The sequence below is a fragment of the Megasphaera micronuciformis F0359 genome, from assembly GCF_000165735.1.
In the GTDB taxonomy this organism is placed as follows: domain Bacteria; phylum Bacillota; class Negativicutes; order Veillonellales; family Megasphaeraceae; genus Megasphaera; species Megasphaera micronuciformis.
The window spans coordinates 739,890-754,994 of the sequence record NZ_GL538208.1 but is presented as its reverse complement, the minus strand read 5'-3'; the positions used below and the strand labels follow the sequence as shown (position 1 = coordinate 754,994).

Annotated in this window: 20 protein-coding genes and 1 tRNA gene; 19 read left to right on the top strand and 2 right to left on the bottom strand. The window is 45.1% G+C overall.

The genetic code is table 11. The features are described from left to right. Positions 1 to 82: 82 nt before the first annotated feature. The 18 genes from HMPREF9429_RS07325 (at position 83) to HMPREF9429_RS07240 (ending at position 12,569) form a co-directional block, all read left to right on the top strand. A complete protein-coding gene (locus HMPREF9429_RS07325; RefSeq protein WP_006942793.1) occupies positions 83 to 1,195 on the top strand; it encodes a GspE/PulE family protein in 1,113 nt (370 codons plus the stop codon). Beyond that, complete coding sequence (locus HMPREF9429_RS07320) at positions 1,185 to 2,141, top strand: type IV pilus twitching motility protein PilT (RefSeq protein WP_006942791.1); 957 nt, start codon at positions 1,185 to 1,187, stop codon at positions 2,139 to 2,141. The genes HMPREF9429_RS07325 and HMPREF9429_RS07320 overlap by 11 nt, the downstream gene beginning before the upstream one ends. Beyond that, entirely contained in the window at positions 2,141 to 3,334 is a 1,194-nt protein-coding gene (locus HMPREF9429_RS07315) for a type II secretion system F family protein (protein WP_006942789.1), read from the top strand. Before HMPREF9429_RS07320 ends, HMPREF9429_RS07315 begins: the two co-directional genes overlap by 1 nt. A gap of 15 nt (positions 3,335 to 3,349) precedes the next feature. Next, positions 3,350 to 3,742 (top strand): competence type IV pilus major pilin ComGC, encoded by a 393-nt coding sequence (locus HMPREF9429_RS07310; protein WP_006942787.1) that lies wholly within the window; start codon positions 3,350 to 3,352, stop codon positions 3,740 to 3,742. 8 nt (positions 3,743 to 3,750) lie between these two features. After that, entirely contained in the window at positions 3,751 to 4,209 is a 459-nt protein-coding gene (locus tag HMPREF9429_RS07305; RefSeq protein ID WP_006942785.1) for a prepilin peptidase, read from the top strand. Next, a complete protein-coding gene (locus HMPREF9429_RS07300) occupies positions 4,206 to 4,637 on the top strand; it encodes a pilus assembly FimT family protein (RefSeq protein ID WP_006942783.1) in 432 nt (143 codons plus the stop codon). Before HMPREF9429_RS07305 ends, HMPREF9429_RS07300 begins: the two co-directional genes overlap by 4 nt. After that, positions 4,603 to 4,965: a hypothetical protein gene (locus HMPREF9429_RS07295; RefSeq protein ID WP_156780726.1), complete on the top strand. Its 363-nt coding sequence runs from the start codon at positions 4,603 to 4,605 to the stop codon at positions 4,963 to 4,965. Before HMPREF9429_RS07300 ends, HMPREF9429_RS07295 begins: the two co-directional genes overlap by 35 nt. Next, positions 4,931 to 5,470 carry a hypothetical protein gene (locus HMPREF9429_RS07290; RefSeq protein WP_156780725.1) on the top strand — a complete coding sequence of 180 codons (540 nt, stop codon included), beginning with the start codon at positions 4,931 to 4,933 and terminating at the stop codon, positions 5,468 to 5,470. Before HMPREF9429_RS07295 ends, HMPREF9429_RS07290 begins: the two co-directional genes overlap by 35 nt. Then, entirely contained in the window at positions 5,454 to 5,837 is a 384-nt protein-coding gene (locus tag HMPREF9429_RS07285) for a hypothetical protein (protein WP_040774106.1), read from the top strand. The genes HMPREF9429_RS07290 and HMPREF9429_RS07285 overlap by 17 nt, the downstream gene beginning before the upstream one ends. Next, the gene (locus HMPREF9429_RS07280; RefSeq protein WP_006942775.1) at positions 5,822 to 6,556 is read left to right on the top strand and encodes a hypothetical protein; all 735 of its coding nucleotides are present in this window, start codon (positions 5,822 to 5,824) and stop codon (positions 6,554 to 6,556) included. Before HMPREF9429_RS07285 ends, HMPREF9429_RS07280 begins: the two co-directional genes overlap by 16 nt. 2 nt (positions 6,557 to 6,558) lie before the next feature. Beyond that, the gene (locus HMPREF9429_RS07275) at positions 6,559 to 7,053 is read left to right on the top strand and encodes a hypothetical protein (protein WP_006942773.1); all 495 of its coding nucleotides are present in this window, start codon (positions 6,559 to 6,561) and stop codon (positions 7,051 to 7,053) included. Between the two features lie 115 nt (positions 7,054 to 7,168). Continuing rightward, on the top strand, positions 7,169 to 7,543 hold the full coding sequence (locus tag HMPREF9429_RS07270) for a hypothetical protein (RefSeq protein ID WP_040774104.1): 375 nt from the start codon (positions 7,169 to 7,171) through the stop codon (positions 7,541 to 7,543). Between the two features lie 147 nt (positions 7,544 to 7,690). Continuing rightward, complete coding sequence (locus HMPREF9429_RS07265) at positions 7,691 to 8,254, top strand: shikimate kinase (RefSeq protein ID WP_006942769.1); 564 nt, start codon at positions 7,691 to 7,693, stop codon at positions 8,252 to 8,254. Further along, positions 8,244 to 9,209, top strand: coding sequence for a 6-phosphofructokinase (pfkA, locus tag HMPREF9429_RS07260; protein ID WP_006942767.1), 966 nt, complete (start codon positions 8,244 to 8,246; stop codon positions 9,207 to 9,209). The genes HMPREF9429_RS07265 and pfkA overlap by 11 nt, the downstream gene beginning before the upstream one ends. 20 nt (positions 9,210 to 9,229) lie before the next feature. After that, the gene (locus tag HMPREF9429_RS07255) at positions 9,230 to 9,889 is read left to right on the top strand and encodes an amino acid ABC transporter permease (protein WP_006942763.1); all 660 of its coding nucleotides are present in this window, start codon (positions 9,230 to 9,232) and stop codon (positions 9,887 to 9,889) included. After that, positions 9,876 to 10,595 (top strand): amino acid ABC transporter ATP-binding protein, encoded by a 720-nt coding sequence (locus HMPREF9429_RS07250; protein WP_006942761.1) that lies wholly within the window; start codon positions 9,876 to 9,878, stop codon positions 10,593 to 10,595. The genes HMPREF9429_RS07255 and HMPREF9429_RS07250 overlap by 14 nt, the downstream gene beginning before the upstream one ends. A 175-nt stretch (positions 10,596 to 10,770) precedes the next feature. Then, the gene (locus tag HMPREF9429_RS07245) at positions 10,771 to 11,556 is read left to right on the top strand and encodes an electron transfer flavoprotein subunit beta/FixA family protein (RefSeq protein ID WP_040774101.1); all 786 of its coding nucleotides are present in this window, start codon (positions 10,771 to 10,773) and stop codon (positions 11,554 to 11,556) included. Between the two features lie 14 nt (positions 11,557 to 11,570). After that, a complete protein-coding gene (locus HMPREF9429_RS07240; protein ID WP_006942758.1) occupies positions 11,571 to 12,569 on the top strand; it encodes an electron transfer flavoprotein subunit alpha/FixB family protein in 999 nt (332 codons plus the stop codon). Between the two features lie 52 nt (positions 12,570 to 12,621). Here the strand turns inward: HMPREF9429_RS07240 and HMPREF9429_RS07235 are convergent, their stop codons facing one another. Beyond that, entirely contained in the window at positions 12,622 to 13,200 is a 579-nt protein-coding gene (locus HMPREF9429_RS07235; RefSeq protein WP_006942756.1) for a DUF3862 domain-containing protein, read from the bottom strand. A 502-nt stretch (positions 13,201 to 13,702) separates the two neighbouring features. Between HMPREF9429_RS07235 and HMPREF9429_RS07230 the strand changes: the two genes are divergently transcribed. After that, positions 13,703 to 14,944 carry an inverse autotransporter beta domain-containing protein gene (locus HMPREF9429_RS07230; protein WP_040774098.1) on the top strand — a complete coding sequence of 414 codons (1,242 nt, stop codon included), beginning with the start codon at positions 13,703 to 13,705 and terminating at the stop codon, positions 14,942 to 14,944. A 61-nt stretch (positions 14,945 to 15,005) separates the two neighbouring features. Here HMPREF9429_RS07230 and HMPREF9429_RS07225 read toward each other — a convergent pair. Then, positions 15,006 to 15,089, bottom strand: a tRNA-Leu gene (locus HMPREF9429_RS07225). Positions 15,090 to 15,105 lie beyond the last annotated feature (16 nt).

Genomic DNA, 15,105 nt, shown 5'->3' with positions numbered 1-15,105 from the left:
TTGTTCAGTCCCCTTAAATTTAGGTAAAAAAGGGCTGTTTATCCATTACAACGATTATGCTGTACATACAGGAGGTTTTCAGATGAAAAAATCGGTTTGGACTGATGAGGAAGGAAAAACGGAAACGGTTCAAAACTTAATAGAAAAGTTGTTTTCCTATGCAATGACCACAGGTGTCAGTGATATTCACGCGGAGCCTCTTGATGAAACATTTCGCATTCGTTGTCGCCGCGACGGTGTTTTGCAGTCCGTAGGCGCTATACGAAAAGAGAAGGGAAAAGCCTTTATCAATCGTCTAAAGGTTATGGCCGCTTTGGATATTGCCGATGCACGTAGACCGCAAGACGGACGTATTGTGTACAAAGAAGGTATTGACATGCGACTTTCAACTATGCCTACCGTTCGCGGTGAAAAAGCGGTTATTCGTATTCTGGGCGGTAGCAGAAACCTGCCCGATTTAGATGGTCTGGGAATGGATAAGCGAGCTGTAAGTCTGATTCGCAGGTCTTTGCGGGACGCAAAGGGATTAATCATTATCTGCGGTCCTACGGGAAGCGGTAAAACAACGACCTTGTATGCGGCTTTGCGGGAGATAGATAAGGAGTCCGTCAGTATAGCCACCCTGGAAGATCCGGTCGAGTATAAGATAGACGGCCTTTCTCAAAGTCAAATAGGTAAAAAAGGCGGGATTGCTTTTCATGAAGGATTAAGAGCTCTTTTGCGGCAAGACCCGGATGTTTTGGTTATCGGAGAAATAAGGGATAATGAGACGGCAGCCATTGCTGTCCGTGCCGCATTGACGGGACATCTCGTTTTTTCTACTATCCATGCTAACGAGGCGGCCGCTGTTCCGGAGCGTTTGGTCGACATGGGTGTTCCCGCCTACTTGGTAGGTGACGCCTTGGTGTGTACGGCTGCTCAAAGGTTGGTTAGAAAGCAATGTTCGGTTTGTGGCGGCACCGGTTGCCTTGCGTGTAATTTCAGCGGTTATGGCGGAAGAGGCTGTCTGGCCGAGGTTATCTATTTTACGAACCGGACGAAGGAGGCTGTACGTCGTGATGCGTCCACCGGAGCCGTACGGAAAGGGGCACAGGAAAAGATCTTTTTCAAAGAAACGGCAATGGCGATGGTGAGAGACGGCCTTACGGATGAACGGGAAATTATGCGGGTTTGCGGTGAAGACCATGAATATTGACGAACTTTTGCATGAAGCTGTTATGGCCGGTGGAGCGGACTTACATATCCAGGAAGGGCGCCCGCCTTTTATACGACTGCCCGATACCGATTTGATTCCGTTAACAGATAAGGCTGTTGTGAAGGAAACGTCGGTTGAATGGCTTCATAAACGAGGCTATAAATTTTCGGGAAACGAATGTCTGTCCTTTTCTTTCCCCATGAATGAGCACTTGAGATGTAGAGCCCACTGGTCCAGAGATCAGGCCGGTATACGGGGCGTTTTGAGGATTCTCTACCCTTTGGACTCACTGCCGGAAGATGAAGATATGCCGTTTTTGGCAAAACTTACAGATACCCCGTCAGGGCTGATCTTGGCTGTAGGGCCGACGGGAAGCGGTAAGACGACAACACTGTGGCGGATGCTGTCTCATGTTAATGAGTGCGGGGCCAGGCATATTATTACGCTCGAGGATCCGATTGAATATGTTGTGTCCGGCAGACGTTCACTGGTGACTCAACGTGAGAAGGGGCAACATTTTAATGATTTTTCCCAAGGTGTACGCGATGCATTACGACAAGATCCGGATATTATACTTGTCGGTGAAATGAGGGATAAGAATACGATGGAAGCGGCTCTGACGGCAGCGGAAACGGGGCATCTCGTTTTTTCCACCTTGCATACCCGAACGGCGGCGCAGACCGTTACCCGCCTAATTTCTATGGGTGAGGGACAGGAAGCCTCATTGCGGTATCGTTTGTCTTCCGTTTTATGTGCCGTCCTGGCGCAAAGGCGTATAAATACGAAAAAGGGCGTACGCATTTGTCGAGAAATCCTTGTTGCTACGCCGGCAGTAGTACAGCTTATCAGAAGCGGCAAAGAGCATCAACTGGAAACGATTATGCAAACGGGCGGTGCTGACGGAATGAGAACCATGGCTCAAGCTGAAGGACGGTTGCAGAAATAATGAAGACCTATATTGTAACTTACGGACAAGGAAAAACATTGCACAAGGCTGTTGTGCAGGCCAAAAGCAGGGAAGAAATAAGAATAAAAGCTGCTGAGAGAAGGCTTGCAGTTACAGAAATAAAAGAAAAGGAAGACACCTCTTTTTTTCGGTCATCGTCGATATTGACCGATAAAGAGTGCGCCTTTCTTTTCGGTCAGACCGGTCTTTTGTTAAAGGCGGGTATTCCCTTAACAGAAGCCTGGCATCTCATTTCACGGCGTTTAAAAAACAGGAGAAAAAGACAAGCTGTTGAAGGTTGCATTACGGCCATGGAAAGCGGTAAAAGAGCTGCAGAGTCCATGCAGGACAGCGGTGCTTTTCCGCAAACGGCTTGCAGTCTTGTACAGGCAGGCGAACATTCGGGGCATATGGAAGATATGACGGAATTACTTGCGTCTTATTATGAACGCTTGTGCGATGAGCGTTCACAACTGCGTAATATGATGATTTATCCGACGTTCCTGTTTGTTTGTATCAATATCCTGTTTTTCGGGGCTCTGGTTTTTGTTATTCCGGTCTTTTCCGATTTATTTGCGGAAACAGGCGTGCCGTTACCTCAAAGCACGAGAATGTTATTGGCAGCAGGAAATTTCCTTTATCGCTATGGGCCGTTTTTAATCGGTGCGGCAGTGATGACGGGAATTCTGATATATAAGTTATTGCAAAGGAGGCGATATAGAGAAAAGATAGAAGAATTATTGTGGAGAATCGGGCGGATACGCATATTCTTTTTGATTTGGTCATGGCAACGCTTCAGTATGATTTTGGCCGTTCAGTTGGCCGGAGGGATTCCGATAATTTCGGCACTCGGCGATGCCCTTTCGGCCGTACCGTCAGAAGTGTTCAAGGGGCATATTGTGCGTACGATTCGTTGTCTGGAGAACGGCATGTCTTTCAGTACCGCCGTCAAGTCGGGAAGATTCGGGACATCTTACGTCGAGACTATGTTGCGCGTCGGCGAGTCCACGGGAGAGTATGATCGCGTTCTCCGGACCGTTTCCGCTTATTACGGGAAGCGGCTCCGAGAAACGAGTACAGCCATTCGCAAGGCTGCCGAGCCGCTTATGTTGGTTTTCACGGGAATCGTAACCGGATTTCTCGTAACGGCCTTATTATTGCCGCTTCTGGATATGATTACAGCCGTGAACTGAAGAAATGGAGATGATATGATGAAGATTGCAAGTTTTCGTATAACGCCTGTAAGAAACGGGTTTTCACTTTTGGAAATGCTGGTTGTTGTCAGTATCATTTTAATTTTGGCTACCGTCGCCGTTCCCAAGTTTATGTCTGCCGGAAAGACGGCGAAAATAGCAAAAATCAGTGCGGATATCCGGACGATTGATAATGCGGCGGCATTGTATGAAATCGATAAAGGGAAATATCCCGAAACGGTGGCCGCTTTGGCTACAAAGGATACAAACGGTAAGGCATATCTGCAATTCGAGCCCAAGCTTCCTGACGGAACTGTATACAGCATAGGCACGGACGGCGTCGTGTCGGGTACTTTTGACGGTAAGACTTATACGTCACAAATGGAAGATATTAAAAACGGAGGCTAAAAAATTTCGTGGCGACTTGGATACTTAATAACTATGAGAATCTCTATGTTGCAGCTATGATGATTTTGTCCGTGATTTTTATCGTATGTGATATGAAATGGTATTGGATTCCCGACCTGCTTTTGTTAATTCTTGCAGGTATTCAGGGACTGTACCTGTCGGTTCATACAGTACAACCGAATCTTGCCGTTATGGCGGGAAGTGTGATCTTTATGATTGCTTTACATGCCGTGGTACCGCAGCAAACGGGTTCGGGAGATGTTAAGCTGTTTGCCCTGTTAGCTCCGACTTGCGACGGGGTCGGAGCCTATCTTATGTTGGTGGCGGCTTTTGTGACAGGTGCTTGTGCGGCCTTGCCGGTAAGATTTATCAAAAAGAATACACTCGTTCCCTTTGCTCCCTTTATTTTAGGAGGGTGGTGGGTTGTCGGACAATGGGGAGCTTTCTTAGAGGATATTCTTTTATGAAGAAAAACGGGTACTTGCTGACAGAGTTGATAGTAGTTCTGGCATTGGCGGCTATTGTTTCGACAATGGCCGCCCCTGTAGCCGTGCATAGGCGACGAAATCAATATGCCGTTGATACGACTGTCAGTGAATTAGTGACGGAAATGCGGTGTCTGCGTACCCGGTCAATAGGAAATCGAGGTCAATACGGAGCAGGGAAATTATATGTACGCCCGAAAGAATATGTACTTACAACGGATCCCCTTACAGTTCGTAAGGAGCAGGCATTTCCGAAAGGAGTTTCGGTTAAGGGAACGGGTATTGTATCTTTTGACGGAGACGGACGCCCGGAAGGAAAGACGATGCATCTTGTTGTTGAGACGGATGATGAGCGGTATAAAAGACATATTATCATTGCGGCCCAGACGGGGCGCATTCGAACGGAGTAAGAACGGCTTTATTTTTGCCGATGCATTGATAGCCTTAAGTGCGGGACTTCTCATTTTTACGGCCGTAAGTGTTTGCCAGAATCGTGCTTTGATTTTATTGCATAGAGCTTGTCAAATGCGAGCGGTAGCTACCGTAGGCAGATGCGAGATGGAAGCGTTACGCATAGGTAAAAGATGTAAATATACAAAAGACTTGGCCGAAAAATACGGCATACGTGTAGAAGCATCAGTAAAAGATACGAATTCATCTACGCTTTATAAGGTGGTTATGACAACGCGGGATGGTGAAAAATATGTTCTTACTACACACAAGACGGCAGAGCGGTAAGGGCTTCTTTTCAGTTGAAATCATCCTATATGCTTGTATCGCCTGTGCAACAACCCTTATTTTTTCAACTTTGTTTACGAACAGTGTAAAAAGGTATAAAGAAGCTTATAGCAGAGAGTGTCTGTTGCGACAGGCTGTCATATGTGAAGAAACGGTTCGACACGAACTGCGTTATGCGGAAAATGTACGAGTCAGCGGCAAAACGGTCACCTATACGGATGAAAACGGAAAAAATGCCGGCTTTACAGTGCATAAGTTCGGACTGTATAAAAAATTGAATAATGGTACGGTTCAGCCACTGACGGGAGATGATGACGGGGCGGAACAACATACGGCCGTTTTTGTAGAACCGTATGGGGGAGAAGCGTTTTTTCAAAAAGATGAAGAGGCGATTGTCATGCATTTTATGTTGAAAGACAGAGTTACTGAAGAAGAACAGGAATGTTGTGTGTATGTCGTACCCTTAGCCACTGCATGGAAGGATGAATATGGTAAGAACTCGTAGAAACGGTTTTATGACCTTTGTTATTTTAGGACTTTCATTGGCGGCTCTAAGTATGACTGTGGCCTTTTCCCGATCCGCCTCGGCGGAGCTCGGTTGCCAAGCCGAATACATGAGGGGAGCGGAAACGGAATACAGGGCTGAGGAATCTCTTTTTAAAGCTTATGATATGTATTGCAAGGGACATTTTTCACCATTTACGGAAGAAGATGAAAAAGTTAAGACCCGTGTCAAAATAAGGGAAACGACGCAGGGCGATTATATATTGGAAAGCTGTGCTTGTCGCAAGGTTGACGGTTGTATAAAAACTTGTTCTTTGAAATTTACGATGCAGGACGGGAAGGGAAGGATACAGTGGATACACTATTAAAGCGTGCTGTTTTCAGGCGTTACAGTGCCAGGCGACGAGCTATTATCTGGCCTGAAGAAACGCAGTGCCGCGTTGTCCGTTGCGAAAAAAACGCATGGCGACAAGTTATAGCACTTCAGGCATCGGTCACAGATGTTCCGGGAAAGCGAAAAGGCGGTAATACGTCGCTTATGGTAGAACACGTCATCGATCAGTATGACCTGAAAGGATATTTGTTGACCGTTGTATTGGGTGACGGAGACCTAATTGTCCGTTCATTGTCTTTACCCACGGCATCACGCAAAGAAGCCGGTCAGTCCGTAGCTTGGAGCGGAATGATATTAGATAGCGCCGAAGAATATGTTTATGATGCCGTAAGGACGGGAGAAGAAAAGCTACAGGGAGAATATACCTGGTTGGCTGCCGCTTATCCGGCAAATACAGTGGAAGCCGTTGTTCGTTGTTGCAGAGAAAAGGGATGTTTGTTAGATAGAATTGATATATTACCGGCTCTTATTGGGAAATTGTATCCCTCATATGAGGGAAGCGTGTCCATTACAGATGACGGTAAAAGGCACATTACAGTCCTTAATAAAAGAAATGTTTGCGCATATACTTGTGAAGACGACCCGGGAGTAGATCATGCCGTGGTTCCTCCTGAGAGAAATGATCAAGCAGAAGCCTTAAGGAAAAAATGGCAGGTGGAGTTTGAAGCCATGCCTTTATTAATGGGGTTATAGTCATGGAGTTTGATTTAAGCCTTTCTTTTAGAGAAGCGAAGAGACACGAAAAGACTTTCCGTAATCTGTTTATAGTTGCTCAAGTAGCGGTTTCATTCATTCTCAGTATAGCTCTCTTGTACGGCTGCGGTTTAGAAACTGTCGGCAGAAAGATACGGGCCGAAACGTCGGGAGAAGCTATACGACAGTCGGAAATTCATAAAAAATCTGCCGAAAATTGCAGCCGAGCAGCGAAAGAACTGAAGGAACGGGTGGAAGAAAAGACGGACTCGGCCGCTTTCTTAGTACATATAGGAGAAACAAAGCCTGAAAATATTACCTTCCTTAAATGCGAAAAGCGAGGTAATGCTTTGGTTATTACGGGAGAAACGAAAAAGAAAGAAGAGATTTCACGTTGGCAAAATGCGTTAAAGGCTAAGACGGAAAATTCCGTATGGCGTATCGGAAAAACTGAAGAACGGGAAGGAGTGACTCATTTCGAAATGGTTAAAGAATAATTTTTCAGTATACAAAGACAAGTCGTTGGATGCGTATATAATCGGTTTATTTTTAATAACCCTGCTTCTATGTGCCTTTACAATTATGCGTGACATAGCTTTGTACGAGGCCTGCGTGCACTTAGGGAAAAACCGACTTGCGTCACAACAACTTAAGAACCGTGAAGAGCCGGCGTTTATCCCCTTTGCCTTAGATGATAATACGGATATTCCCGTTATGGCGGAAGAATTGGCACATAAAAATTCCGTTAACATTACGGACTTACACAGTCTTTCGAGCGGCAAAGATGAGGTCTACGAAGTGACGGTTTGCGGGAGCTATGCTGATTTTATACGCTTTCTTAACGATATGGATTGTCTGATGCCTCCCGTGTTCGTGGAAATTACACATTTGGAGTCGGGACGAGACGAAAATCGGGCGGCAGGAATAATGAGCATTGATATTCATTCCTGTAAGGTAAAAAGGGAAAATAAAAGTAATAATGAGTAAAAAGCAGTACTGGATGCATATTAATCACTAAAGTATGCATAAAAAGTACTGCTTTTTTCTATTTACAGTGTTATCTTTCCTTATTTTTTGCTATAATAGTAGACAATTCATACGTATAGTTTTTCAGAGTCTGCGCAGGGGGGACAGATGATGAAACGTAACATTGTACTTGTAGGCATGATGGGCAGCGGAAAAAGCCATATCGGCCGCAAGCTGGCACAACGCCTGAAATGGCAGTTCGTCGATACGGATCGACGACTGGAACGGGCTGTAGGCATGACTATTGCCGAATTTTATAATGAGGCGGGGGAAACGATTTTTCGAGAAAGGGAAATCAATATTCTTCATCAAGTAAGTCGTTATCATGAAGCGGTTATTTCTTTCGGCGGCAATTTTCCCATGAATGTCGATACGTATCGTATTCTTCATCGGAACGGAGTTATTGTGGCCTTGTCATCCGAACCGTATCGAGTGGAGGAGAGGGTCGGCAGACATATCGGCAAGAGACCGACTGTAGATTACGACGATTTGCACAACTTCGTACGAACGATGATGAAGCAGTGGGAAGATGTATACCCCTATTGTGATTTTACGATTGACACGACTCGCGGCGGTGCCTCTTATATTGTCGATACGATTGTTGAAGCAATTCATAAGGAAAAAATACAGTTTGCCAAGCGAGATCGGGGAGGAAAGACGCATGAACATTAATAAAATCGCCGTTTTAACGAGTGGCGGAGATGCACCGGGTATGAATGCCGCTATTCGCGGCGTTACCAGATATGCTATTTATAAGGGACTGAGCGTAGAAGGTATTGTTCGCGGTTATGGCGGTTTGTTGGATGAAGATATAAAGCCTCTTGATCGGCGTTCTGTAGGAGAAATTATTCAACGAGGCGGAACTTTTTTACGTACAGCCCGTTGTCTTGAATTCATAGAACCGGAAGTACAGAAAAAAGCTGCTGAATTTCTACGTTCCCGACAAATTGACGCCTTGGTTGTTATCGGTGGGGACGGTTCCATGAAAGGGGCTGAAGCACTTAGCCGCTTGGGGATTCCTACCGTCGTTATTCCCGGTACTATTGACGGGGATATGGTCGGGACGGAATATACGGTCGGCTTTGACACGGCTGTGAATACGGTGCTTGACTCGGTGAATAAGATTCGTGATACGGCTTATTCTCATGACCGTGTAGCCGTTATTGAAGTCATGGGTCGTCATGCCGGGTTTATCGCTCTCTATTCAGGGATGGCCTCGGGAGCGGAAATTGTTTTGACCCCCGAACATCCTGTTGATTTTCAGGCCGTTTGCAGCCATCTTTTGGAATCACACAGCATGAATAAGATGAGCAGTATTATCGTTGTTGCTGAAGGAGCCGCTACAGGTACGGAAGTGGTTGATTATATAAAAGAACACACGTATCTACAGGCTAACTTGACTGTTCTGGGTTATGTGCAACGCGGCGGTTCACCGTCAGCTTATGATTCGATTATGGCCGGACGTTTTGCACAGAAGGCGGTTGATGTGCTGTTGGAAGGTAAGTATAACTGTGTTGTCGGCTCCGTCGGCAGGCAAGTCGTCGCCACACCGTATGAAGAAGCGGATAAGATTCGATTTGTATTTGATGAAGGCCTGTATAATCTGGTGCATCAGTTGGGTAGATAAATTTAAGGAGTGAAGGTGCTATGAATTTCGATTTAATATGGAATTCCCTGCCGTTACTATTATTGGGTGCGGCCATGACAATCAAAATTACAGCTATTTCCGTAGGTATCGGCTTTTTATTGGGTCTTATTATCAGCGTTTGCCGATTATCGGGAATCAAGTTATTAAAAGCTGTAAGCGTATGCTACGTAAACGTCATTCGCGGAACGCCTATGCTGGTTCAGATCTTTTTGATTTATTTTGCTCTGCCGCAAGTGCTCGGGACTCGTATCGATCCCTTTCTGGCAGCCGTCTTGGCTTGCTCTATCAATAGCGGTGCTTATGTATCCGAAATTTTCCGTGCCGGAATTCAGTCAGTAGATAAAGGACAAATGGAAGCGGGCCGATCTTTGGGGCTTTCGTGGATGCAAACTATGTTTTATATTATTTTGCCGCAAGCCTTTAAACATGTCATTCCTCCCTTAGGCAATGAGTTTATCTCCATGACGAAGGAAACGGCTCAGGTTTCCGTCATCGGCTTTGAAGAATTGACACGTCGCGGTCAGTTGATTATTTCCAAAACTTACGGGGCCTTGGAAATTTGGTTGGCTGTTGCCGTACTTTACCTGATTATGACCCTCGGTATCGCTCAACTGGTCAGCTATTTGGAACGGAGGTTCGCAACGGATGATAGAAATTAAGAATTTAAAAAAATTCTTCGGCAAGCATGAGATTTTAAAAGGTATTAACCTCACCATTCAAGATAAAGAAGTTGTCGTAATTATCGGGCCTTCGGGATCGGGAAAAAGCACGATTTTACGGTGTATTAATTACTTGGAAGAACCTACGTCGGGGGAAATCATTGTCGATGGATTGACTCTTGATTCGACAAAGAAAGTAAATGAAGTTCGCATGGAAGTGGGAATGGTTTTCCAGCGATTCAATCTTTTTCCGCACATGACCGTTTTGGAAAATATAATTTTGGCACCGGTTAAAACAAAGCGTATGACAAAAGAAGAAGCTACGAATGTAGCTATCGCTTTGCTGGAGAAAGTCGGTTTAAGCGATAAAAAAGATGCTTATCCCGGTACTTTGTCGGGCGGTCAACAGCAGCGTGTGGCTATTGCCAGAGCCTTGGCCATGAAACCTAAATTCATGCTCTTTGATGAACCCACCTCGGCCCTTGATCCGGAAATGGTCCGCGAAGTTCTCGACGTTATTAAAGATTTAGCCAAAGAAGGCATGGCCATGGCTATAGTTACTCATGAAATGGGTTTTGCCCGTGAAGTGGCGGATAGGGTTCTTTTTATTGACGGCGGTATTGTATTGGAAGAAGGCACGCCTGAAGACATTTTTACCAATGCCAAAGAAGAACGTACCAGAGAGTTCTTATCTAAAATCCTTTAAAAAAAGACGAGCATTGGCTCGTCTTTTTTTATGGGTAAATGTCTTTTTTTTATAACTCGACCTTAAATATACCTATTAGGTATATTTAAGTAAAAAATAACTATTATTAGTTGATAAAAAAGTTAAGATGGCCTATAATATGAACATAATTATTAGTTAGCAGGGAGGAATGAAAATGAATATTGCAGTATTAGTTAAACAGGTTCCGTCCGTTTCCGATATTGAGCTTGATCCGAAAACCAATAATCTCGTGCGTATCGGAGCACCGTCTATGTTGAATCCTGTCGACTTACATGCTATTGAAGCGGCTTTAGCTGTTAAAGACAGCGTAGGAGGGACAGTCACCCTAATTTCCATGGGGATGGCTACCGCAGCTGATGCGATGCGCGACGGAATTGCCATGGGTGCCGATAAGGGTGTTCTCGTATCGGATGAAAGGATGGCCGGTTCCGATACGTTGGCTACAGGAAAAATATTGGCCAAGGCTATTGAAAAAATCGGTTCCGTCGATCTTGTCTTTACAGGACGTCAGTCTACGGACGGAGATACGGGACAGATTCCTCCGGCAGTGGCACAGCGTCTGGGCATGTCTCTTTTAACCTATGCCGAAGAAGTGGAAACTACGGCTGACGGTTTGGTTATTACGCGTAAAAATTGCGGCGGCACGGAAAAGGTAAAAGCTCCTCTGCCGCTGGTATGCTCCGTATCCGAAACGGCCAATACTCCTCGCTCCGCTAATATCAGAGGTAAAATGAATGCGAAGAAAGCCGTTTTTGACACCTGGCGGTTAGAAGATTTGGGGTTAGCTCCCGAAGAAGCGGGGAAGGCCGGATCGGCTACTGCCGTTGCGGGCGTCTTTGCACCGGAAAAACATACAGTGGGTATTATGATTGAAGGCGCCGATGAAAAGGCGGCTATAGCCGAATTATTCAAAAAATTGGCCGCTGACCATATCGTATAAGGAGGGAATCGTAAATGGATATCAAACAAAGTGTTTGGGTATATATTGAAACGGAAGACGGTAAGGTCGCACAAATCAGTCAGGAACTTTTGGGTAAGGGCCGTGAACTGGCGGATGCCAAGGGGAAAAAGCTGGTAGCTCTTGTCTTATCGGGGGAAGAAGCGGCGGCAAAAGAAGCTATCGGTTACGGTGCCGACTGCGCCTTAGTTGTGGATAATGAAGAACTGAAGTCTTATGATTCGTCCTTATATACGACGGCAGTTCGGGAATTAACAGAAAAGTATGAACCGAACGTTCTTTTAATCGGGGCATCCTATAACGGCAGAGATTTGGGAGGTCGCTTATCGGCCGCTGCCGGCTTGGGACTTGTGGCCGATTGCATCGATTGCCGCTATGAAGGTGACGGAGATGACATTACATGGATTCGACCGGCCTTTACGGGCAAGTTGTATGTGAAGATTTTGACGACGACACGACCTCAGTTGGCGACTGTAAGTGCCAAGATATTCCGTGGTAATAAACTCGACTCGTCTCGCAGCGGCGAAGTTATTCATGAAAAGGTGGACTTACAGGGGCAGAAGGCTTTGCAGGAAGTTGTCTCTTTTGAACCCTTACCGGTAGAAGAACAGGAACTTACTATTGAGACGGCGGATATTGTCGTCGGTGCCGGTCGCGGTGTAGGTGATGAAGAAGGCTTCGAAAAGGTAAAGGAATTTGCAGCATCCATCGGTGCAGCCTTGGGTGTGTCGAAACCCCTTGTAGATAACGGGTGGGCAACTCATGACCAGCAAATCGGTATTACAGGGAAGAAGATTGCTCCTAAGATTTATATTGCCTTAGGGATATCCGGTGCTATTCAGCATAAGTTGGGCTTAGCTGAAGCGCCTATGATTATTGCCGTCAATAAGGATCCGGAAGCACCTATTTTCGAATTCGCTCATTACGGCATTGTCGGTGACTTGTTTGAAGCTATACCTGCTTTGGAAAAAGAATTTGCCAAGTATAAATCATAGATAAAAGTAAAACGGTTCGGTCAACAGACCGAACCGTTTTGTGTTTCTTTTCCTATTTTAAATTGGATTGTGCTTTGGCACTTACCGTATTATTTGTAAAGGTGAGCTGTACGCTTGACTGGTCGTCGTTCATCCAAATATAAACCTTTGCATTTGTACCCATTATTTCGGCATCGCTTAACAAATAACCTTCGCGATTATTCAGGGTTTCTTTTACTTGGTCGTAGGTCATGCCGGGTTGTACCTTGTTAAACTGGTCGAGTTTAATCGTTTCCCCGTTAGCTTTGAAAAAGCTCGGGCTGACCATGGCCTTGGTGACCAGGGCTCCGTTTTGGAAGAGAGCCGTCACACCCGTAGTGCCTTCTTTCCAGTCATAGGCCTGTGTTTTAATGCCGGCTACTTCATTTTCCGTAGACAAGGTACCTTCGCTTCCGAGTGCTTTTTTTACGTCATCATACGAAGCACCCATAGGGATGGCCAGGAATTTTTCGTATGCCTGCATTTCCGGGCTCTTTTGTTCCTGCTTTGCATTGTCGCCGCTCTTGTCACCGTTTGAGTTGCCGCAGCCTGCCATAAAGGTGCAAGCCAAAAGGCCGGCCATGACGAGAGCACTGACTTTTTTCTTGTTCATGGGAATCACTCCTTGAATATATTTTTAGGCAAAAGCCGTAAAACCGTGGGGATACGTAGCGATTAAGTCTATAACAAAAGATGAGATATAATACCGATTAATCACACATCTATCATATTAAATAAGAATACAATAGTCAACTAAAAAGCATATATAAACAAAAAGGCTCTATAATAAATGTTGGGGTCAGCATCGAACAGGTGCTGACATATTAAAGGGAAATTTATTACCCGTTCTTACCGTAAAACCGATGGTCGCTTCCACGCTCGTATCTTATTGTTGAGCAAAGAAAAGGGCGATGAACACGCGGGCGTTCATCGCCGAGAAAAACTAGTCGGTTAGTTAGCTGCCGACATTTGCAAAAGAGCCGGTTATTTTATGTGAAAATTATCATAACTGTATAGCTTTATTATGCATAATAGTGTTGACTGTACTTGAGTTTGTATATACAATAAGAATAAAATAGGGTTTTATTGTTAATATAATCGGGAGAAGATATACAGTGAAAAAAACTTTAATCATGAAAGCAGCCGTCTTGGGGACTATAGCCTGTTGTTCATTCAGTGGCCTTGGAATAGCGGCGAATATTCAAGAGACGAATGAGATAGGAGTTGGCCGGCCGACAATAGATGAAGCAAAACGGGAAGCTGTTCATTCGACGTGGATGGATCGCACTGATGTGGTTGTAGGTATCGGACCGAAATCTACTGAAGAAACAGCCGGACACAGGTGGCATAATTTTACTTATGATCGACCGTCTATTGTCACTTCGGATAAATCTAAATCCACTGAGTTAAATAAATTCTATATTGAGACCTTACAACCGCTCACTCATTATGATGAAAATTCCAAGAGCGTTGTCTTTGTGCAGGGCCGTATCGGTCGTAGCGGTGAGAAAATATCTTCTAATAAATTAAGTAACTATTGGATTCCGGCTATGCCGGCAGGTACCTTTACGATACATGAACATCAAAAAAACAAAATTGAATCCCTAGGCGTCACGGCGAATGTCGGTGTCGGGTATCGCCGTCTCAGCAAACATGAACATTCTTACGTGGGAGCGAATGCTTTTTATGACCACGCGTTCAAGAATGGCTACAAGCGTATTAGCGGCGGCATAGAATATGTTGCGGGATATAATGAAGTGTATGCCAATATATACCGTAACTTAGGGACTCATAACAGAAAGTATATAGGGTTACACGGTCGAAGCACTGTTTTAGGCGATCCTACAGGATTATATCCCTATGGCATGGATCCCGATACCAGTCTTTATGATTATGCTATAGTTGATTATGAAAATCATTGGAAACTGATAGAAAATGTTGCTGCAAGCGGCTTTGATATCGGCTATGCACGGACCTTTAAAAATGCTCGATGGGCTCGTGTTTATGCGGATTATTATAACTGGCGCGGCCGCTCTGCCGTACGGGTAGGCTATAGAAAATTGGATCGCAGAGAGGCCGTCAGAGGGATGAAATTCGGTGCGGAATTACATATTACCCCGCATCTCACTCTGAATGCAGGTTATCAGACGAATTCACTCCATTTGAACGGACCTTATGCGACCTTAACCTATACCATCGGTACATCCAAGTTTGCCTGGTTCGGCGGAAAACATAGTGACAATGTCATAACAACGGCTCGCTCCAAGATGCTTGATAAAGTACATCGCAGCGATCTGGTCGTCCATGATATTGTCGTGGAAGATTATGATCATGGTGTCGTCGATGTCGGTTTATAGATTCATAAGTTAACGAATTTGATAAAATGAAAAAGCTGTGCCTTATAGGGCACAGCTTTTTTGGTGCGAGTGGAGGGATTTGAACCCTCACGTCATAAGACGCCGGATCCTAAGTCCGGTGCGTCTGCCGTTCCGCCACACTCGCATGCCGGATTTTATTG

Excerpts from the sequence above, each read along its gene's own strand:
- HMPREF9429_RS07325 (WP_006942793.1), top strand. The coding sequence starts at position 83 with ATGAAAAAATCGGTTTGGACTGATGAGGAAGGAAAAACGGAAACGGTT.
- HMPREF9429_RS07320 (WP_006942791.1), top strand. The coding sequence starts at position 1,185 with ATGAATATTGACGAACTTTTGCATGAAGCTGTTATGGCCGGTGGAGCG.
- HMPREF9429_RS07315 (WP_006942789.1), top strand. The coding sequence starts at position 2,141 with ATGAAGACCTATATTGTAACTTACGGACAAGGAAAAACATTGCACAAG.
- HMPREF9429_RS07310 (WP_006942787.1), top strand. The coding sequence starts at position 3,350 with ATGATGAAGATTGCAAGTTTTCGTATAACGCCTGTAAGAAACGGGTTT.
- HMPREF9429_RS07300 (WP_006942783.1), top strand. The coding sequence starts at position 4,206 with ATGAAGAAAAACGGGTACTTGCTGACAGAGTTGATAGTAGTTCTGGCA.
- HMPREF9429_RS07290 (WP_156780725.1), top strand. The coding sequence starts at position 4,931 with ATGTTCTTACTACACACAAGACGGCAGAGCGGTAAGGGCTTCTTTTCA.
- HMPREF9429_RS07285 (WP_040774106.1), top strand. The coding sequence starts at position 5,454 with ATGGTAAGAACTCGTAGAAACGGTTTTATGACCTTTGTTATTTTAGGA.
- HMPREF9429_RS07275 (WP_006942773.1), top strand. The coding sequence starts at position 6,559 with ATGGAGTTTGATTTAAGCCTTTCTTTTAGAGAAGCGAAGAGACACGAA.
- HMPREF9429_RS07265 (WP_006942769.1), top strand. The coding sequence starts at position 7,691 with ATGATGAAACGTAACATTGTACTTGTAGGCATGATGGGCAGCGGAAAA.
- pfkA (WP_006942767.1), top strand. The coding sequence starts at position 8,244 with ATGAACATTAATAAAATCGCCGTTTTAACGAGTGGCGGAGATGCACCG.
- HMPREF9429_RS07255 (WP_006942763.1), top strand. The coding sequence starts at position 9,230 with ATGAATTTCGATTTAATATGGAATTCCCTGCCGTTACTATTATTGGGT.
- HMPREF9429_RS07250 (WP_006942761.1), top strand. The coding sequence starts at position 9,876 with ATGATAGAAATTAAGAATTTAAAAAAATTCTTCGGCAAGCATGAGATT.
- HMPREF9429_RS07245 (WP_040774101.1), top strand. The coding sequence starts at position 10,771 with ATGAATATTGCAGTATTAGTTAAACAGGTTCCGTCCGTTTCCGATATT.
- HMPREF9429_RS07240 (WP_006942758.1), top strand. The coding sequence starts at position 11,571 with ATGGATATCAAACAAAGTGTTTGGGTATATATTGAAACGGAAGACGGT.
- HMPREF9429_RS07235 (WP_006942756.1), bottom strand. The coding sequence starts at position 13,200 with ATGAACAAGAAAAAAGTCAGTGCTCTCGTCATGGCCGGCCTTTTGGCT.